11 protein-coding genes are annotated in these 20726 nt (G+C 40.3%); 5 read left to right on the forward strand and 6 right to left on the reverse strand.

Features of this window, described 5'->3' with window-relative positions; all coding sequences use genetic code 11:
- Window positions 1–144: 144 nt before the first annotated feature.
- Together CLW00_RS19270 and CLW00_RS19275 are read right to left on the reverse strand one after the other, a co-directional pair.
- Window positions 145–987, reverse strand: a complete 843-nt coding sequence (locus CLW00_RS19270; RefSeq protein ID WP_106135345.1) for an aldo-keto reductase family protein — start codon at window positions 985–987, stop codon at window positions 145–147.
- A 102-nt stretch (window positions 988–1089) separates the two neighbouring features.
- Window positions 1090–1545: a response regulator transcription factor gene (locus CLW00_RS19275; RefSeq protein WP_106135346.1), complete on the reverse strand. Its 456-nt coding sequence runs from the start codon at window positions 1543–1545 to the stop codon at window positions 1090–1092.
- Between the two features lie 398 nt (window positions 1546–1943).
- On the opposite strand from CLW00_RS19275, the gene CLW00_RS19285 reads away from it, so the two are divergent.
- Window positions 1944–2447: a CHY zinc finger protein gene (locus tag CLW00_RS19285; protein WP_106135348.1), complete on the forward strand. Its 504-nt coding sequence runs from the start codon at window positions 1944–1946 to the stop codon at window positions 2445–2447.
- A 319-nt stretch (window positions 2448–2766) separates the two neighbouring features.
- Here the strand turns inward: CLW00_RS19285 and CLW00_RS19290 are convergent, their stop codons facing one another.
- Window positions 2767–5697, reverse strand: a complete 2931-nt coding sequence (locus tag CLW00_RS19290; protein ID WP_106135349.1) for a M16 family metallopeptidase — start codon at window positions 5695–5697, stop codon at window positions 2767–2769.
- A 258-nt stretch (window positions 5698–5955) separates the two neighbouring features.
- Between CLW00_RS19290 and CLW00_RS19295 the strand changes: the two genes are divergently transcribed.
- A complete protein-coding gene (locus CLW00_RS19295) occupies window positions 5956–9363 on the forward strand; it encodes a HEAT repeat domain-containing protein (RefSeq protein ID WP_106135350.1) in 3408 nt (1135 codons plus the stop codon).
- A 328-nt stretch (window positions 9364–9691) separates the two neighbouring features.
- Here the strand turns inward: CLW00_RS19295 and CLW00_RS19300 are convergent, their stop codons facing one another.
- From CLW00_RS19300 to gldC, 3 genes are all read right to left on the reverse strand, one after another.
- On the reverse strand, window positions 9692–11155 hold the full coding sequence (locus CLW00_RS19300; RefSeq protein WP_106135351.1) for a hypothetical protein: 1464 nt from the start codon (window positions 11153–11155) through the stop codon (window positions 9692–9694).
- A gap of 14 nt (window positions 11156–11169) precedes the next feature.
- A complete protein-coding gene (locus tag CLW00_RS19305) occupies window positions 11170–14043 on the reverse strand; it encodes a TonB-dependent receptor (protein ID WP_106135352.1) in 2874 nt (957 codons plus the stop codon).
- Between the two features lie 370 nt (window positions 14044–14413).
- Window positions 14414–14755, reverse strand: a complete 342-nt coding sequence (gene gldC / locus CLW00_RS19310; protein WP_106135376.1) for a gliding motility protein GldC — start codon at window positions 14753–14755, stop codon at window positions 14414–14416.
- Window positions 14756–14848: 93 nt separating this feature from the next.
- Between gldC and CLW00_RS19315 the strand changes: the two genes are divergently transcribed.
- The 3 genes from CLW00_RS19315 to priA all read left to right on the forward strand — a co-directional run bounded on the left by CLW00_RS19315 (window position 14849) and on the right by priA (window position 20479).
- Window positions 14849–15835: a GSCFA domain-containing protein gene (locus tag CLW00_RS19315; RefSeq protein ID WP_106135353.1), complete on the forward strand. Its 987-nt coding sequence runs from the start codon at window positions 14849–14851 to the stop codon at window positions 15833–15835.
- Between the two features lie 92 nt (window positions 15836–15927).
- Window positions 15928–17952 (forward strand): thioredoxin domain-containing protein, encoded by a 2025-nt coding sequence (locus tag CLW00_RS19320; RefSeq protein WP_106135354.1) that lies wholly within the window; start codon window positions 15928–15930, stop codon window positions 17950–17952.
- Window positions 17953–17959: 7 nt separating this feature from the next.
- On the forward strand, window positions 17960–20479 hold the full coding sequence (priA, locus tag CLW00_RS19325; protein WP_106135355.1) for a replication restart helicase PriA: 2520 nt from the start codon (window positions 17960–17962) through the stop codon (window positions 20477–20479).
- Window positions 20480–20726: the final 247 nt, after the last annotated feature.

Consider the following 20726-nt stretch of genomic DNA (forward strand, 5'->3'; position numbering starts at 1 on the left):
TTAAAAATCTTAAAACCAAAGTCCCAAAAAAGGTTGATTTTACTTATAACCCCTTCTATTCACTCAAAAAGCGCATATTTTATAACCCACTTGAATTTCATTTTTGTCCTGCGGCGCTTGATAGTAGTTCAATACCTTTGCCTATCAAAATGGAATCAATTGAATAATATCATATTCTAACTTTATATCGGTATCCAAGTCTTGCTTTAAATCCAGTTGATCGAAGAAGTTTTCATCCCTTGTTGGGATAATAAGCTGCTGGCTTTCTAAAGAAGGTTCTTTCGATTTTTTTCTTTGGACATTGTCCGCACTTACACTTTTTAAAAAGGCCGTAAATTTTTCCCTTGTGTTGAAATCTACCTTTAAGGTTTGCGTGATTTCAAGGATTCTCTCTGAAGTCATCGGAAACTTAAATGCCATGGCTTTCATATCCCTTTGCTTGACATCTAATGGTAAATTCGGGTTTTTCAGGTGCTCCAAAAAGACATCAATCTCCGTATTGATATTCCTCAACAAAAGTTCGAACCTGTGCAATACATCATAGTTCTTGGTGGAGGTGGTGAATTGGTTAATTCTTAGGTCTTCGGGTAGTGATTTGAATTTCAGGATATGTTCTTCTGATGGATAGCTGTTGTAACTATTGTTCTCTAGTTTGATTTTCATGGCATGCAATACAATGAAATTCCTATAATAATGCCGGAGCAGGTCTTTGAAAATACTTTCTTGAAAGGAAGTATTGATCTGGTTTTGTCTATAATCTTTGTAAATATAATATGCTGTTAAGAAGGTACCGATTGCTGCTATTGAAGCCAAAAAAAGTCCAGTCCACTCATCAAAATCTGTTTGTGTCAGCTCTGTCGGAATTGTATTTGCCTTAACTTCGTTTATTAAACTGAATAATTTGGCATATATCTCCTCTTGATCGCTTGGTATTGCGGGAATGGTATCCTGTACAACTGAGTTTAATGAATCATTAAATTCTTCCATTTTTCCTGTCCTTAAATTTTTGTGGAAGGTTGGAAGGAAATGAAAAATAAGCCTAATCTCTTAGTCCCTAAAAAGGTTGATTTTCCTTGTACGCCCTCTCATTCACCCAAAAAGCGCCATTATTTCCTGTCTTCTTTTGACTTCCATTTTATGGTAAATATGGTTGATGTGGGATTTGAGGGTGCTCAGGGAAATAAAAAGTTCATCGCAGATTTGTTGGTTGCTTTTTCCTTGGAGGATAAGGTGAAGCACTTCCCGCTCTTTTCGGGATAGTGTTTTGAGCTTGCCTTGGATGGCGGCTTCTGCTGATTTAGATTCCGATAATACGGCTTTTACTTTTTTGTACTCCTTGTTGATCGCACCAGTATAGATCCATGATATACCGAAACCCAAGATCAACAAAGCATAAAACCAACTGAAAGATATGTTCCATTCAAGTTTGGGGCCGATCTCAGCAAATACGATGTAATTGGAGGCTATGAAAATGATCATTATGCTTGATAACATGATACCATGCAAAGGCAGCTGGTTTTCTTTGATTTTAGAGAAAAGCTTCATTCAAAAAGATTTAAATTAAAATGCCATACCAAACTTCAATCACTTTTTAAAAACACGCATTAAAAGTCTATTGCAATATAAAATATTGTCGTTTAATATTTAGTTGCACCCATAAAAAAATTTTTACTTTTACTTAGAAAAAGGTTGTTAATGACTAGGGGCTGGATCCAACGAAGGTTGGAGGATCTTGCAAGTTTAGGAGACTCTTCCTTCGTCAGAGTGACGTCTCTTTTGAGTCTGTCATCGATAACTTTTACAACTGAAATTTCAAACCCTTTTTGTCTGGCTTCGAAATTGCAAATTTCGAAGAGCCATTCAAGATAAATTTTCTTATTTTTGAATTCCCGCACTCATAAGATAAACCCATTTCAATTACCTGTCAGAAACAACACCCTAGAATGAAAATAACCCCTTTAATTACTTTAGTTCTGATAATGCTTTTTTCCAGTTCCGCTTTTGCCCAAGAAAAGACTGAGGGGCCATTCAATTTTATTCAAATCGGTGAAGTGAATGTCTTTGGGAAATCCATCGATAAACAAACCCGCTGTGTGCACTGGCATTCGGCCTTGGACATCATTGCGATCAAATTCAAGTGTTGTGACAAGTATTACCCTTGTTTTTCTTGTCATGAAGAAGAAGCAGACCACGATCATGAAGTATGGCCGATTTCAGAATTTGACCAAAAGGCCATCCTTTGCGGCGTTTGTGCTGAAGAACTGAGCATTGAGGACTATATGGCTTCTGACAATACCTGCCCAAACTGCGAATCCAGCTTCAACCCAGGTTGCAGCAATCATTATCACTTGTATTTTGAAACCCCTTCAACTCCTGAGGTTGCTCATCTTCAAAATAAAACCAGAGATCCCTTTCGTCTCCGTCAACTGAGCAAAACCACTCATTGATAATTTTCTATATGTGCTCTATTTCCCTCCCCGATGATTTCATTGACTGCCGCAGTAATTTGTTTCTTACAGGCAACCATAGCGCACTCCAAAATAAAAACCGCAGCAAATCCCAATTATTAAATTGAGCCTTGCTGCGGTTTTTTAAATTAATTTATATGTATATCCGCTTTCATGCCAGTAGAATCTAAATAATAGAATTAACCTGCGATTTCGAACCAATATCTATAAATATCCAATATCTATTAGTATCCGTTTGCCAATAAACACTCGTTTAATTGATTAGTGGCATGATTGCGGATAATCATATTAATTTATTTTAATACCCAAAAATATCCTTCGTTTTAAGCTCTTTCACTTCACCGATTTTCTCCAAATCTTCCCAGTTGAGCTTCTCCTTTGCACCTACCATTCGGATATTCCATGACCTATCCTTCATTTTCTCAGCATGAAACTTTTTGATATCCTGCAATACGACACTGTCTATATTTTTGTAAATGTCCTTTCGGATATCATAATCAAGGCCTCTTTTGAGAGCTGCCTGATAATTGAAAAGGATAGCAGTCTTGGTGATTCTTTCAGCTTCAATGGCTTTTTTGATAGCACCCTTGGACACATTCCAACTTTGTTCGGATTCCTTGAAATTATTGATCAGGTCTAGCATCGCATCAAATGCTATAGCCATTTTGTCGGATTGGGTGCCTACATAAAAACCTGCCTTATAAGGGTCTTCCTTTTTACTTGGTGTGGAGAAGAACCCATAAGTGGAATAGGCCAAACCTCTAGCTTCACGGATTTCCTGAAAGACAACAGAGGACATATTGCCTCCATAATATTCATTAAAGGCACGGATGATGGTTGCATCAGCTGGATCATAAGGTTCTTCGTCCCATCTTTGTAAGCCAATCTCCACTTGCGCCATATCGTAATCGACAAAATACACCTGATTTTTATCTGCCTTCAGCCTTTTGAATTCCCTTTTGGCAGGGTAATCTTTCAAACTTGCCTTTAAAGGATGACTTTCCTTTAATTCATTTTCCAGTTGGTCTTTATCGGTCACTCCATAATAGTATATCCTGTGTTTGTAATCAAACAAGGATTGGATCAATTCGGTCAATTCCTCCGCTTTAAGCTGTCTCAATTCCTCATTGCTAAGTGCTGTATTGTATGGGTTTACCTCACCATAATCTACAAAATTGTTCAGCGCCGAAAAGAAGATTTCATCTTTGTTAATGGTCTTGTCATTTCGCTCTTTGATTTTGGCTTCTACCATTTTTTCCAGAGCCTCCTGATTTGGTTTTGGATTGCGGATCAGGTCTTGAATGATCTTCATTGCTTCCTGCCTGTTTTCCTCCAAACCTGTGAACCATACATACACCAATTCATCTGAGGTGGAAATATTGAAGTTGATCGCCAGGTTATACAATTCCTTATTCAGTTGCTCATTGCTTTTACTTTCGCTCCCGATCAATTTGAGGTACTCCACTGCAAAAGGCAATTTTTGGATATGCAAGTTGCCCATGTCAAAAACAAAGTATTGCGAAAAGAGGCTGTTCAGTGTGTTGTTCACCACCCAAAGCGGAACATCGTCATGTATTTTTCCAAAATCTATATCTTCTTGAAAATCCAAATATACTGGCTGAAGTGATTCCGAAGGTTGCTCCTCTAGCTTTTTGAAAAATTCAGACTGATCATCTCTATTGATGGTAATGGCTGTAATTTCAGGTTTCTCGATTTTGATTGCCAAAGAATCTTTGCCTGTGAGTTTGTACACTGAAACATGGTTATCAGCAAAATAGCGATTGGCAAAGTTTACAATATCCGATTTGCCTATTTTTCCCATTTCATCCAGTTCGGCAAGGTAGTCTTCCCATGATTTTTCAGTGGTAAAAAGCTCATTGAATATCAAAGCCATACCAATAGGGCTTTCCTGCCTTCTAAGCCGGTTCACTTTGAAATTATTGATCGTACCCTCGATCAGATCTTCATCAAAATCACCGGATTTCAGCAAGTCAATCTGATCTAAGATCAGAGTTCTGACTTCTTTGAGGTCCTGACCTTCCAATGGCCTTCCGGTCAAAAACATCAGTCCATAGTCGGACAAAAGGTAATCAAAGGCTTCAGCTTCCAATACTTTTTGCTCTTTGACTAGGTTTCTATCAATTAAACCACTTTTCCCATTGGAGAGAATATAGCTGACCAAAGCCGCTTTTAATGCATCCTGATCCTTTATCGCAGGCATCCTAAAACCAATGGCAACACTCTCTTCATCAGGCGTGGTGATGTAATATTCTTCTGGTTGAGAGATAGGATCCTCTGCTTCAAAGGCAAAATTAGGCACATCTCCTTTTTCCCAATCACCAAAATACTTGTCTACCAATCGGATACTTTCTTCAAAATCCAAATCTCCCGCCAAAATCACGACCATGTTATTGGGTACATAATATTTGTTGTAAAAATTATAAATAGCAGGAATCGAAGGGTTTTTGAGGTGCTCTGCTGTACCTAATGTTGTCTGGGTGCCATAAGGGTGTTTTTTGAATAATCCAGCAAACATCTGGTCGAAGATCCTGAAAAATCCCTCATCTTGGTACATGTTGTACTCTTCATATACAGTTTCCAGTTCTGTATGGAATAGGCGAAAAACAGGATTTTCGAATCTTTCCTGTTGTACAGCCAATAGTTTTTCCAAGTTGTTGGATGGGACAAACTCCATGTAGGATGTGTTCTCAAAAGAAGTGAAGGCATTGGTAAAGTCAGATCCTAAGGTTGACATGATTTTGTCATACTCGTTGGCGATCGCTAGTTGGGAAGCAATATTTGAAACTGAATCTATGCCTTTGTAGATTTCTTTGCGCTCCCCTTCGTCGCTGGTGGAATTGTACTTCTCATAGAGGTTTTCTATTTCTTTGAGGTATACCTTTTCTTTTTCATAATCCAAAGTGCCGATGCTTTGGGTTCCTTTGAAAAGCAAATGTTCAAGGTAATGTGCCAATCCTGTTTTGTCTGAAGGATCATTTTTGCTGCCAGCCCTAGTGGTGAAAAGGCTGAAAATTTTTGGCTCCGTTCTGTTTTCGTGCAAGATTACTTGCAAGCCGTTATCCAAAGTGTAGAATCGGGTATTAGTAGGATCCCCCTCGACAATACTATAGGTGTATGGCCCATCCTTCATTTCCACTGCTTGATAGGAGTTTTGGCCAAAAGTAGTACCTACTGCCAATACACATAAAATCAATAATAAATTTTTCATAAACCTGATTTTTAGATTTTTACCTGACTTAAATTCAGCACTTACAATTTAGGTAAAAACGTCGAATTGTGATTTCAACAGAGAAATTAAATTTTAGGTGACCTGAATTTTTTCTATTAATTTCCCCTAACAATTCATTTAGGAAACCTATATTTTCACCTATCAACCCACTCTTTTTCCATTTCCTTATTTTGCAGATTGGATTTTTTAGTTTTTTGGTATATTGAAATTTAATTCAATCGATTGAACAATAAACCTATGAAACCTAATCACCTACTTGGTAAGCTCAGCTTTCCGATTCTTTTCATGGCTGTTTTTGGCTGTCAGGAAAAGACCAAATCCCCCGAAGATCTCCGAATCACCCAAATGGACCACGATGAGGTCCGTCGCATGGCCGATGAAATTGAAGCCAGCATGAACCCTACATTAGCGGAAGGATTGACCATGTCTCTCTGGGCAGTGGATTCTCTTATTGTGGACCCGATCTCCATCAATATGGGTGAAGATGGGACGCTTTATTATACCAGTTCTGGCAGGCTTGGCAAAGTGGAATTTGATATCCGTGGCCATCAAGATTGGGAGATAGAATCCATTTCTCTTCAGGATATAGAGGAAAAAAGGGCATTTCTCCGTAGAGAGCTTGCTCCTGAAAATTCAGACAAAAACCAATGGTTGAAGGACTATAACCAGGATGGTTCTCATGATTGGAGAGACATGCTGGAGATCAAAGAGAGCATATATCAAGTAAAAGATAGCAATGGTGATGGCTTAGCAGATTGGACTCAAAAAATGGTGGAAGATTTTCACGAAGAGGTGACAGATATCGCTGCAGCTGTTTTGATGCATGAGGGCGATCTCTTTGTGGGAGTAGGGCCCGATATGTGGCGACTTAAAGACAAAAACGGGGATGGGATCATGGACGAAAAAACTTCCATTTCTCATGGTTATGGAATTCATATCGGTTTCGGTGCGCACGGCATGTCAGGTGCCACGGTAGGGCCTGATGGAAGGATCTACTGGGCCATAGGTGATATTGGTTTCAATGGAGTGGACCAAGATGGTCAACGTTGGAAATATCCCAACAGGGGAGTAGTAGTTCGGTCTAACCCAGATGGTTCAGACTTTGAAGTTTTCGCCATGGGCGTAAGAAATACACACGAGTTTGTTTTTGATGAATACAACAACCTGATATCTGTAGACAATGACGGAGACCATCGTGGCGAGAGTGAGCGCTTGGTTTACCTGGTCAATGGTTCTGATACAGGATGGAGGATCAACTGGCAGTTTGGCAAGTACAGAGATCCTGACAACAACACTTACAAGGTCTGGATGGATGAAAATATGTACATTCCTAGACATGAAGGTCAGGCTGCATATATCACACCTCCAATTATCAACTATGTGAATGGACCTACCGGCATGATTTACAATCCAGGGACGGCATTGGCACCAAGATGGAAAAACACTTTTTTTGTGGTGGAGTTTGTGGGCAATCCAGCAAGGTCCGGAATACATGCTTTCAAGCTAAAGCCGCAGGGAGCGACATTTGAATTGGCTGAAACAGAAATGATTCAAAGCCAGATGTTGCCTACAGGAATTGACTTTGGGCCTGATGGTGCAATTTATGCAGCGGATTGGATCAACGGCTGGGGAAATAAAAACTATGGCCGAATTTGGAAAATTGAGGATGAGGAAGGTAAAAACTGGGAGGCTAGAAAAGAGACCCAAAGAAGGATCACCCTCGATTATAGTAAGATGAATGAAGATGAATTGCTGGATCATTTGTTATTTGAGGATTTACGAATTAGAAGAAAAGCCCAATTTGAATTGGCCAAAAGAGGTTCAAAAGGTGCGGAGGTTTTCCAAAAAGCCCTAGATCAGAAAGAAAATCAATTAGGTAGAATCAATGCTATAGTTGGTATCAGTCAGCTTGCCCGAATGGATAATCCTGACCATGCCAAAAAGTTAATTCCACTTCTTAAAGACGCTGATCCTGAAATCCGTTCACAGGCTGCCAAGTGGTTGGGTGACATCAAGTACAAACCAGCGGCTGAGTACATGTTGGCTTTGCTTACGAATGAAGATCCAAGAAATAGGTTTTTTGCAGCTGAAGCCATTGGAAGAATGGAATATGCTCCTGCCTTCAAGCCTTTGGTATTGCTTCTGGAACGGAATGACAATGAAGACGCTTACATCAGACATGCAGCTTCTTTGGCCTTGGCTAGGATCAATGAGCCCGAGCAAGTTGGGGCGCTTTGGGACCATCCCAGTAAAGCGGTTCGCCTTGGAGCTGTATTGGCTTTGAGGAGGCTGGAGCATCCTGATATAGCCAAGTTTATCCAAGACAATGACGAATACATTTTGACTGAATTGGCCCGCGCTATCAATGATGATTTCTCTATAGAAGAAGCTTTACCGGCTTTAGGTGATCTTTTGGTACGTACGCCTTATCAAAACGAGCCATTGATTCGCAGGGCTATCAGTGCTAATCTCAGGGTGGGTACTGACAAGGCGATGGAGAACCTGATTGCTTATATTCAGAAAAAAGATGCACCATTGGCCATGAGGCAAGAAGCAATTGAAGCTTTGGGCACGTGGACCAAGCCATCGGTGCTGGATAGGGTTGATGGAAGGTATAGAGGAGAGGTCAATCGTGATGGGATTTTGGTTAGAGAAAAAGCCAGTGGAGCCCTTATGGCAATGCTTAATGAGAGAAGTCCTGAATTGAGACTTAGTGCAGTGAATGCTTTGGGAAGACTTGATATTGAAGAAGCTTCAAGCCCGCTTTTGGCATTGGTCCAATCAGATCCCTCTTCAGATGTGAAAATTGCTGCTTTGAAAGCTATCTCTAGAATGGAAGCGCAAGAAACACCAATTGCTATAGAGAAGGCCTTGGCAGATAGCGACAAAACCGTACGTGTTGCAGGTCTGACTCTTTTGGAACAATTGGAATTGGATAGGGAATTGAAAGTTAATCTTCTATCGGAGGTAATCGAAAAAAGAACTACTGAAGAAAAACAAGCGGCCTTGATTTCTCTGGGCAAAGTTCCTGTGGAATATACAAAAGGCACATTTGAAGGATTGCTTAACCAAATGGCCTCCAATAAGCTGCCTACCGATATATTGTTGGAGCTTTCTGAAGCGGTAGAAAATGCAGATGATCAAGAGCTCACGGACAAATATGCAGCGGCCGCAGCTAAGCTATGGGATGGGGATATGATCGCTTCTTACCAAAGTAGCCTCAATGGAGGTGATGTGGTGAGAGGAAGGACACTTTTCTTTCAATCCCAAACGGGCCAATGTATGCGTTGTCATGCATATGATGATATGGGGGGAAATGTTGGGCCTCCGATGAACGGTATCGCTTCCACCTTGAATAGGCAGGAAATATTAGAGTCCTTGGTAGACCCAAGTAAAAGGATTGCTCCCGGTTATGGTATTGTGACCTTGAATTTGGAAGACGGTAAGAGGGTAACAGGAGTCTTGTCTGAAGAAAACAATGCTTCTATTCTTGTCAAGCAAGGCAATAGTCCGGATACTTTGGTGCAAAAAAAGGATATTGCTGAAAGAAGGGACGCACCATCCAGTATGCCAGATATGAAAGCGGTATTGAGCAGAAGAGAAATCAGGGATTTGGTGGCTTACTTGTCTACTTTAAAGGATTGAAATATTGGAAAATTGTAAGATTTAAAAATTAGAAGAACTATATATTTCCGGCTCGGGTTTGATCCTGAGCCGGTTTTTTTTTGATAAATCCATTCATTTTAAATTACCGTAGCACCTGGAAGTAATTCTCTCGCAGTGCACCCTTATTTTTGTAGTAGAACTCCTTTTCATTTGTGTTTATCCTTGATATCTGTGTTCATTTTTGCGGTTCTCACAATTTGAAAATGTGTGCATAGGTGAAATGAGCTTTGTAAAGGCAAAATCCTTTAAATAAAAAAAAGACCACCTGATTGGGGTGGTCTTTTTTAATTATGATAGTATTATTTAATTACCTAGGAAGATCATTTCCGATATATGCATTTGGATTGGCATGAGGAATGTTTGCTCCCCATTTTTCATTGATCCTGTCAATAAAGAGGTTTGCTACAAAAGCATGGGCACGGGCATTTGGATGCACTCCATCTAAAGAGAAACCGCCATTTGGAGGAATGATGGATGCAGTAAGTGTTACACCTCCTGAAGCTACCTGACCAGATAATACTCTATTTAGTAAGTTGTTGACATCAACCAATACCAATCTGTCATTATTTGACTGTACAGCAGCGTTAATAAAGCCATTGAAGGCAGTGATTTTTGTGCTGATCTCTTCTTGTTCTTCAGGAGTCAACACGAAATTGTCTTCAACTGGGAAACTGATGCCTCTGATCAGCGCAGGATTTCCTCCAATCACTTGACCCAAAGCCGAGGATAGCGGTAAAGTCGCCCGGTCTGCAGGTTTACTTTGTCTGATAGAAGGCAAACCTAATGCTGAAAGATCAGTCAGGTTTTCATCATCCATCACAAAGCCGTTTTGTCCAGCACTGAACTCAATTCTTCTGTAAGCTTCTTCTTCTGCAGAAATTAGGCCTAAACCACGTACTTGCGCAAGACCGGCATTGTATGGCACGTAACCCGCATTGGCTTGATCTGCTTGTGCCTGTGCCAGAGGAAGGGCATTCCATGGCACCAATGTAAAGTAAGGCAATACCGCCAAACTTGGAATATTTGCCACAGCACCTTTTGCATCAGGATTTGCTTGTAGCATTGCGCCTAATGCAGCGCCTAATCTTTGCTGAAAATCAGCATCAGATGTAAGAATTGCTGGGTTGGATGCTCCTCCAGTAGCATAACCTAGGACATCGTTATTTCCTAACCAAAAGGTGAAGAATGTACCCCCTGTTGCCAAAGCAGCTGCTGCATCGCCAATTACAGTAGATGTTCCAGGAGCTGAAGCAAACCTTTCGTACATTCTATTGTAGGCTGGATTTTCAGGTACAGCCGGACCACCGGTTTGAGGAATCAATCCTGTTAATAATGTGATCCCAGGTACGCCGAAATTATTCAACTCAGCTTTGTTTCCAGCAAAGTTCCCAGGCACTTCTCCTGCTCCGATTGGAGCTGGTGCTGTTGCTCCCGTATTGGGATTGACAGTCAAAACGAGCCTTCCCAATGGACCTTGAGGTCCCATTTGAAAAAATCCGTTTTCTGAATTGATTTCAGGGACATTAAAATCTCCACCACCAACAGCCTTGGCCTGTTCTGCCAAGATCACCGCAAATGAGTTTTGCTGACCTCTATTGTATAGGGCACCGTCCATAAAGCCAGCTGTTAGGGAATTTCCCACTGAAATTATTCTGGTAAGGTCTGCAGAGCCAGAGGTTGGTTGTGCTACATCCGGTTCTGGAAAATCGTAGGTACAGGAAGCTACTACGGCCGCAAGTACTATATATTTGAAATTTTTGAATATGCTCATAGTATTTGGGAATATTAGTTTAACAATTCATCAAATGTGATAGAGATGTAATATATCGCACCGATGGTAGGGCCACCGAAGTTTTGGATATACCTCTGATTGAAGAGGTTGGATCCGCCCAATTTTACAATTGACTTCAATTCTTTCAATCTGTAGCTTATTTGAGCATCAAAGTTGTGTATTTCAGGTACATCTCCTTGAGCGAAAGTTGATTCCCATCTGAATGCAGTTTGGTACCTATACGTTATACCGAAGCCTAATTTGTCAGTCAATCTTCTGTTGGCAAAGGTAATATTAGTCTTGTGCTCAGGTGTGTTGAAATCATTCAAGAAATCATCTCCGATTGTAGAGATCAACCTGTTGAAATTGTAGTTACCTCCAATGGTGTAATTGCTAGGAAGACTATATGTCAAACCTATTGCAGCGCCATGGGCCCTCACTTCTTCGTCTACGATGTTGGTGTAGGTCTGGAAGGTGTTCTCCATTCCTGGAGTAGTAATTGGGGTCAATAGAGTAGGAGCGTTGATTGCGTTTAATGCTCCTTGGTCTGTATTTGGCATGGCACCAGGGAAAATTGGACCTGGAGCTTTTCTCACTGCCGTTTGAGTGATAAAGTCATTGTAGATGTTATAGTAATAAGCTGCATCTATCAATAGCCTGTTATCAGCAATCAAACTTTTGTAACCAATTTCGAAAGACTGTACCCTTTCTGGTCTCAATTCAGGTAATGATTCTACTCTTTCAAGTAAGGAGGTTGCTCTTGGGTCTACTGGAGACAATCCTGAACCTACAGCCGCTACATAATTGTTGACAGAAGCCAAGGAATAAGCGTTGTCAAAAATATTGTATTTGTCTCTGTAGAACGGTAAGCCACCAATCAGCCTGGCAGAAACCACATTCAAATCAATATGCTGTCCTTGGGTAGTTGGATTTCTGAAACCAGTTTGATAGGACAACCTGATGTTGTTGTTACCTTGGGTATATACACCTGAAATTCTAGGGTTAAATTGCCCCTTGAAGTTCTCATTTTTATCATACCTGATCGAACCGGTGATTTTCAACTTGTCATCAAGGAATCTTTTTGCGCCTTGCGCAAAACCACCAATTTCTTGTATGGTAATGTCATTGCCTTCTGTATCAGCAAAGATGGTTCCGTTGGATCTTAAGTCATACACCCTGTAAGAACCACCCACTTGAAGGTCCATAAAATCGATTTCATTTTTGAAATCATACTGCCCTTCCAGCATGTTCATTCTTGACCTGTCATCAAAAAGGGATCCTTGAGGAATCACTTCACTTCTTACTGCGCTGGCAGCAGCATCAAATTCAGGAGTTCCAGGCATAATTCTTCCTGTATCCGCAACACCTCTGGCAAATCTATGCGCTGCTGCTTGTTGTTCAGGGGATCCCATTTGACCTGGAGCTACTCCTTGGCCTTGTATTAAATTGGTCAAGTAAGCACCGGCATATTGGCCAAACCAATCAGTGTTTGATTTCCACCTGTCATTGATGGCTACACCTGTCAAATCAGCAATGAAAGAGTCACCTGAGTTTTCTATAGTGGTATAGCCCCTTAGGAAGTAATTGTCTCCCTTAAGCTCCAATTTGTGCTGAATGATGGAAAAGTTGGCCAAAGAGTATCTTTGAGCACCAGTGTACACAGAAGTACCCGCACCATAGTTCATAGTATAGGACAATTCTGATTTATCAGTAATCCTGTAATGAAGGGCACCGTTCAACTTTAGGTTTTTAGCATTATAATCTACCAATTCCCTTTCGTCATATCCAGTTCTGGATACAATTTGATCTGGTAAGCTATTTACTGCCGGGCCAAATGCTTGTTGTAATCCAGCTACATTTCTCAATAAGCCGATGTTGTTGGAAACTTCGTCACCAAACACATGAACTCTGTTTGCACCTGGATTGAAGTCTAGATTGCCTTGGTTTTCTCTTGAAAGATCTGTCTGATCTGTACCATGCCAATCTGTTGCCTGCATGTAAGAAGCGTTTAATTTGAAGGCAAATTTGTTGTTGAAAGCTTTGGCATACCTGATGGAGCCTTCATACATAGGTTGTGCGCTTTGTGGCTCTCCTGGTCTTCCATTGATATGGTTGACACCTTGTTTGACAAATGCACTCAAACCTTGATATTCAAATGGGCTTTTACTATTTACCAAAAGGATACCGTTGAAGGCATTTGGTCCGTATAGTGCAGAAGATGCTCCTGGAATAAATTCCACAGATTCCACATCAAGCTCAGATGGACCATTTAGGTTGCCGATAGGAAAGTTCAAGGCTGGAGCCTGAGTATCCATACCATCAGTCAACTGGACAAACCTTGTATTACCGGTTGAATTGAACCCTCTGGCATTGATGATTTGAAAATTGATGGAAGATGTGGTCACGTCCACGCCTTTTAGGTTGGCAATACCTTTATAGTAATTGTCAGCTGGTGTGTCTCGAATGGCTAGAATATCCATTTTTTCAATTGACACAGGGGATTGGAGAATGCTCTCTTCCACACGGGAAGCCGATACTACCACTTCCTGGCCAAGCATGGACTGTTCGGCAAGACTCACCCGAAGGTTACTTACGTTGGCATCTGTGATTTCCACTTCTTTCGAAGCAAATCCAATCATGGAAAAAACCAGTGTAAGGGGAGGAGCTTGGTTCACTCTTAGGCTGAAGTTTCCCCTCAGATCCGTAACGGTCCCAATTACCCTTCCTTTCACCAAAATGTTCACACCAATGAGCGTTTCATTGGTACCCTCTTCAGTCACTGTCCCTGAAATGTTAGTGGTTTGGGCAAAAACCTGTCCCGCACCTAAGGAAACCATAGCGATCAACAGCAGTACTGTACGCCATGTACTTTTTGTAAATTTTTGCATAAGCTATAATGGGTTATTTGTTAAAAGTCGCCTAACAGCAACAATAACTTGTTAATTAGTGTGAAATTTAGATGAATTTCCTAATTTTCAATAGTTATGCAGTGAATTAATTTCGTCTTTTTTTTTAGACCTGAAATATTTATTTGGAAACTCATTCATTTTCAAGGAAAAACATTTAAATATTATTAAAAAAAGTATCAAATATTTAAAGTAAAATCCTCCTGAGTGCAATTAATTCAATTTTATCAAAAATTAAGCAGCATATTATTTTTAAGATAATTTTCAGATAGGATTTACAAAAAAAAGAACCTACCCCTGATATTTGGAGTAGGTTCAATTAATTCAAAAGGCATTTTTTAAGATACCTCAATTAACTTTTCTTTTGATTTTCTTCGTTTACATGTCTTACCAATCTATCACAGAGTTCTTTGATCTCCTCTGACATGTATTCATCACCGGTACTGTTAAGAATTGTCTGTGCCATACCTCCAAGCACATCTATGTAAAAACGTTTCATCTCTACTACAGACATCTCCTCCGTCCAAAGGTCAATGCGTAAGGTGCTGTGATTCAAACTGTCCCATACATTAAGACTGATGCTTTTTGTGTCTTCCATACCTTCAGACTCCTTATCGGAAGCATCCCACTTGATTGTCTTTGGTAAGTTTTTTTCATCCAATTGGATGTTGAATTTTATTTCAGAATTTTTCATCGTAGCTTTTTTAAATCTGCCCGCAAAACTATGAAAAAAAAATTTGTCGCGTTTTATTCGGGACTTCAATTCCTTTATTTCTATTTTTAAGCCATGCAATGGACTACATCGTTTGATATCCCCGAGGGAAATACCAAAATTAATCACCAATCTTCTGTCTTTTCCATAGGATCCTGTTTTTCAACCATGATCTCGGAAAAACTTTCAGAACGAAAGTTTCGGGTGCTCAACAACCCTTTTGGAACCATCTTCAATCCGATTTCACTAGCGCAGTTGATGGAGGATTCCATCCTTGAAATGCCCGTCAATCAAAAAGCATTGTTGATCAGGGAAGGTTTGCACCTTCATTATGGAATGCATTCGGATGTTGTTGCTTACAGCCAAGATTCTTTAGAGCGCTTGATTCAAAAGAAGCAGCAACAAAGTAAGCTTGTATTGGAATCAGCTTCTCACATCATCCTTACTTTTGGTACGGCTTGGGTATATGAGCATCTGGGTACTGGTCAAGTGGTAGCGAACTGCCATAAGCAGCCTTCCAGGAATTTCGAAAAAAGACTCCTTCATCCTGATGAAATCCAAAAAGCATTCAGTGGATTGTTCAATATCCTCAGACAAGTCAATCCTGATGTACAGGTACTTTTGACTGTAAGTCCCGTAAGGCATACTAAGGATGGAATTCCCGAAAACCAGCTCAGTAAATCAGTTTTGAGATTGGCAGCTAATGACTTGACAGAGACCTATGATTTTATTGAGTATTTCCCAAGTTATGAAATCATGGTAGATGAGCTAAGGGACTACAGATTCTACAAAGAAGATTTGATCCATCCCAATGTCCAAGCAGAGGATTTTATATGGGAAAAGTTCAAGAAATCATGGATTGATACCTCAGCCTATGCACTGATCCAAGAGTTTGAAAGTATCAAAAGGGATTTGGCGCACAAAGCATTTAATCATGATAGTCCAGCTCATATGAAGTTTTTAGATAATCTTCAGAAAAAATTGGAACGATACAGCCGGGATTATGATTTTTCTAAAGAGTTGGATGCCCTGAGAAAACAATTACAGTATAGAGGCAAGTAGTTTCAATGCTGTTGCTCCGTTTTTTGCATTAATAAACTGAACTAAGAGCTGAGCTCTTGGGCAATCCGACAAAACTCTTTTATATATTAGGTATGAACAGACTCAAAGACGCCCAATCTCCTTATTTATTGCAACACGCTCAAAACCCTGTCAACTGGTTTCCTTGGGGTAAAGAAGCGTTGGATAAATCCAAAACTGAAAATAAGCCCATTATTGTCAGCATTGGCTATTCAGCCTGTCATTGGTGCCATGTAATGGAAAAGGAGTCATTTGAAGATGAGGCAACTGCAGCATTGATGAACGAGTATTTTGTCTGCATTAAAATAGACAGAGAAGAAAGACCTGATTTGGATAATATCTACATGGATGCTGTTCAAGCAATGGGATTGCAGGGAGGATGGCCTTTGAATGTTTTTCTAATGCCAGATCAGAAGCCTTTTTATGGAGGCACTTATTTTCCAAACAAACAATGGAAAGGGTTGCTTCAAAGTATCGGAGAGGCCTATGAACAACATTTTGACCAACTTGCAGAAAGCGCTCAGGAGTTTGGTAATAACCTTCAAGCTTCAGAGTTTGATAAATACGGCTTGTCACATGAAGTCCTTCAGTTGAGTAAAAATGAGTTGGCTGATATTGTCCACAAATTAGCATCACAATTTGATTTGGAATGGGGTGGAATGAACCGTAAACCCAAGTTTCCCATGCCTTCAATTTGGTCTTTTGTGTTGGACTACGCCTTAAAAAGTAAAGATTCACCCCTTTTGGAGAAGGTTTTATTTACCCTCAGAAAAATAGGTATGGGTGGCATTTATGACCATCTTCGTGGAGGCTTTGCGCGATATTCAGTTGATGGGGAATGGTTTGCACCTCATTTTGAAAAAATGCTTTATGATAATGGGCAGCTTATCGACCTATATGCAAAAGCTTTTTCCATTACTGGAGATGAATTTTTTAAAGAAAAGGTAGTCGAAACGGTAGCTTGGTTGCAGCATGAAATGCTTCAGGAAGAAGGTGGGTTTTATGCCGCCCAGGATGCAGATTCGGAAGGTGTAGAAGGTAAATTTTATACTTGGACATACGAAGAACTTGAAAATATTGCTGGGGAGGACTTGAGCTGGTTATCCAAAATTTACAACCTTAAATACCAAGGAAACTGGGAAGAAGGTGTCAATATACTCTTTCAGACAAAATCATATGAGGAACTTGCTGCTACTGAAGGCTTATCAAAAGAAGCTTATATTGAGAGGTTAAACAGGTTGAAATCAAATCTTCTTGAAGTCAGGAATAAACGGATTTACCCAGGCTTGGATGACAAAATACTTAGTGGTTGGAATGGCTTGATGATTTCAGGCTTGGTAAGTGCTTACCTGAGTGAATCAAGTGCTGAAGCATTGCCACTTGCATTGAGAAATGGATCATTTATTTTCGATAACATGTTTCTTGAGGGTCAATTGTATCGCTCTTATAAAAATGGGCAGGCATACACTCCAGCGTTTTTAGAGGATTATGCCGCATTGATCAGAGCCTGCATTGACCTGTATCAGGCCACATTTGATAAACTGTGGCTGGATAGGGCCAAAACTTTGGCAGATACAGTGATAGATCAGTTTTATGATGAGAAAGATGGTTTCTTTTTTTTCAATAATCCCCAAGCAGAAAAACTAATCGCTAATAAGAAGGAACTCTTTGACAATGTAATTCCAGCCTCCAATTCGATTATGGCGAGAAACCTACAGGACTTGTCTCTCTTTTTTTATGAGGACAGTTTTGCAGAGATTTCCAACAAGATGTTGGGAGCTATCCGTAAACTTATCGTTCGTGATCCAGGGTTCCTTTGCAATTGGGCTTCTTTATATTTGACCTCATTGGTGCCAAAGGCTGAAATTGCTATTGTTGGAAAGGGAGCTTACGAAAAAGCTAAAATCCTCCAAAAACTGTTACCCACAGGAGTAGTTGTAGCTGCGTCAGAAGATGTCACAGAAAATCCACCTCTCTTAAGTCAAAAACATGGAGACAAAGACGGAAATGCATTAATTTACGTTTGCTTCAACAAGGCTTGCCAAAGGCCTGTGACTGATGTAGCTGAAGCTATCAAACAAATACCTGATTTAAGATAAGCTGATTTTGGAAAATCTTTTTGGAGAAATTATTGATCAAGAAACCGAATCGACAGGATTTTTTGCGGATGTCATTATCCCTGTTCCGATTCCCAAGCTATTTACCTACAAAATCCCAAGAAATCTTAAGGATGAAATAGGGATTGGTTTTAGGGTGATTGTTCAATTTGGCCAAAAGAAAATCCTGACAGGAATCATTGGCAAAGTGCATCAAAAGCCACCTGTAGCCTATGATGCAAAGCCAATCCTTGACCTACTTGACAATCATGCTACTGTAAATCCACTTCAGATAAGATTTTGGGCCTGGATGGCGGAGTATTATTGTTGCAATATAGGAGAAGTCATGAATGCAGCTTTGCCATCTGGCTTGAAGCTGAGCAGTGAGAGTAAAATTCAACTTAACCCAACATACGACTCAGATACCTCACCATATCCCTTGGATGACAGGGAAGACATATTGCTTCAGGCCTTGGCCAATAAAAGTGAGATGACTTATGATGATTGTGTATCGGTATTGGGAATCAAGTCTATTCATGGGATCATCAAGAGTTTGGTGATCAAGGAAGCCATCTTGGTTTTTGAGCAAGTAAAAGAGAAGTATAGTCCAAAAGTAGAAACGCGTATCAGGCTATCTAAGGAGTATGCCTCAGATAAAAAAGCTTTGGAAGGAGTTTTTCAGGAACTATCCAACAAGGCCAAACAAGAAGAGATTCTTCTCAAATACCTTCAGGAAGTACCTGTGTATAAAAACCCAGACCTAAATACGAAAGGGATAGAAAAATCAGTCTTTACCGACGCCAATCTTTCCGCCTCATCCCTTAAAACCCTGATCAAAAATGGCATTCTTGAAGAGTATAAGCTTATTATCAGTAGGTTTGAAAAAGAGGAACCGTCTGAAGAAGAAATAATACTTTCAGAGCTGCAACTGGATGCAGTTGCTCAGATAAAAACTCAATTAGAGGATAAAAATACCCTTCTCCTTCATGGGATAACTGGAAGCGGAAAGACTGAAATTTACATTACCTTGATTAAAGAGGCTTTGGCCGGAGGTTCTCAGGTTTTATTGCTTTTGCCTGAAATCGCCCTTACTACTCATATGGTAGGGAGGTTAAGACAGGTATTCGGCAGTGACATGGGAGTGTTTCATTCAAAGTATTCTGATAATGAAAGGGTAGAGGTCTGGAATGGTGTATTGAGCGGTAAATTATCTTTTGTGGTAGGAGTAAGGTCTTCATTGTTCTTGCCCTTTGACAGTTTGGGATTGGTAATAGTGGACGAAGAGCATGAGTCTTCTTTCAAGCAATATGAACCAGCACCAAGGTTTCAAGCCAGAGATTCCGCCATCATGTTGGCTTGGCTGCATCAGGCCAAGACAATACTAGGTTCAGCAACACCTTCATTTGAGTCATTTTACAATGCCCGTACCGGGAAATACGGCTATGTTTCTTTGGGGAAAAGATATGGAGAAGCCCAATTGCCGGAGTACCATTTGGCAGATATATTGGTTGACAAAAAGAAGAACCTTCTCAAATTAGACTTTACCCGATTGTTGAGGGAAAGTATTCAAGAAGCATTGAAAAACCAGGAACAGGTATTGATTTTTCAAAACAGGAGGGGATACGCTCCTTATATTTCCTGTGAGGATTGCGGGTGGATTCCAGAATGTGAGCATTGTGATGTCAGCCTGACATATCACCAGTTTAATGAAGAAATGCGTTGTCATTATTGCGGGTTTAAGGAAAAGGTCCCATCCACCTGTCCTGCTTGTGGGAGTAATAAACTAAGTGCTGTGGGTTTGGGAACAGAGCGCATAGAGGAAAGTATTTCTTTGCTTTTTCCAGAAGCGAGGGTAGCGAGGATGGATTTGGATACCACCCGAAGCAAATATGGATACCAGAGGCTTTTAGAGGAATTTGGAAGTGGCAATGTGGATATTTTGGTGGGTACACAAATGATCACCAAAGGTCTGGATTTTGGCAAAGTGACTGTTGTAGGGGTAATGGACGCTGATAGGATTTTATTTTTTCCTGACTTCAGGGCAGGAGAGAGGGCGTTCCAACAGATTACCCAAGTGGCTGGCAGGGCTGGAAGAAGGGATAAAAAAGGCAAGGTAATTATTCAGACGAGGAAACCAGATCAACAGATTTTTCATCAGATCATACAGGGAGATTATAAGAACTTCTACATACAGGAAATGGGCGACCGTCAACGGTTCTTTTATCCTCCTTTTGTCAAAATCATCAAAGTCACGACCAGACATAAGGATTACAAAGTCGCAGAACGCGCTGCGAGAAGCCTACACAATCTGATGGGTGATATACCTGTCAAAAAGATAATGTTAGGTCCTGAAAAAGGCTTAATAGGAAAGATCAAAAACCAGTTTATTTTTGAAAGCATAATAAAAATAGACAAAGCAGGAAACGCGCAGGCACAATTCAAGCAAGACTTGCAAAGCCTGATCAATGAAATGGTTGCGCACAAGGATTTTCGGTCAGTCCGCTTTGTGGTGGATGTTGATCCCTATTGATTGTATTAGACCTTAATGCTCGCCATTTAAGAATCTTTTATTCTCTGCCAAAATAACACCCAACAAAACAATCTAAGTTTTTGTATGTTATCATTTAGCTTATATCTTTGTCAGCAGATGAACACACCCTTCACATATCAGATACATTTTTATGCAATTGCTTCGGCTGCTGCTGTTCATCACATCCATCATTCCTCCTGAGGAGGAATATTGTTTACATATCGCCCGCGATAGGCTGTCGGCAATT

This window comes from Mongoliibacter ruber (assembly GCF_003003005.1).
GTDB classification, from domain to species: Bacteria; Bacteroidota; Bacteroidia; order Cytophagales; family Cyclobacteriaceae; genus Mongoliibacter; species Mongoliibacter ruber.

Coding starts and splice junctions, on each gene's coding strand:
- CLW00_RS19270 (WP_106135345.1), bottom strand. CDS start 987: ATGGAAGAATTTAATGATTCATTAAACTCAGTTGTACAGGATACCATT.
- gldC (WP_106135376.1), bottom strand. CDS start 14,755: ATGAAAAATTCTGAAATAAAATTCAACATCCAATTGGATGAAAAAAAC.
- CLW00_RS19315 (WP_106135353.1), top strand. CDS start 14,849: ATGCAATGGACTACATCGTTTGATATCCCCGAGGGAAATACCAAAATT.
- CLW00_RS19320 (WP_106135354.1), top strand. CDS start 15,928: ATGAACAGACTCAAAGACGCCCAATCTCCTTATTTATTGCAACACGCT.
- CLW00_RS19275 (WP_106135346.1), bottom strand. CDS start 1,545: ATGAAGCTTTTCTCTAAAATCAAAGAAAACCAGCTGCCTTTGCATGGT.
- CLW00_RS19290 (WP_106135349.1), bottom strand. CDS start 5,697: ATGAAAAATTTATTATTGATTTTATGTGTATTGGCAGTAGGTACTACT.
- CLW00_RS19300 (WP_106135351.1), bottom strand. CDS start 11,155: ATGAGCATATTCAAAAATTTCAAATATATAGTACTTGCGGCCGTAGTA.
- CLW00_RS19305 (WP_106135352.1), bottom strand. CDS start 14,043: ATGCAAAAATTTACAAAAAGTACATGGCGTACAGTACTGCTGTTGATC.
- CLW00_RS19285 (WP_106135348.1), top strand. CDS start 1,944: ATGAAAATAACCCCTTTAATTACTTTAGTTCTGATAATGCTTTTTTCC.
- CLW00_RS19295 (WP_106135350.1), top strand. CDS start 5,956: ATGAAACCTAATCACCTACTTGGTAAGCTCAGCTTTCCGATTCTTTTC.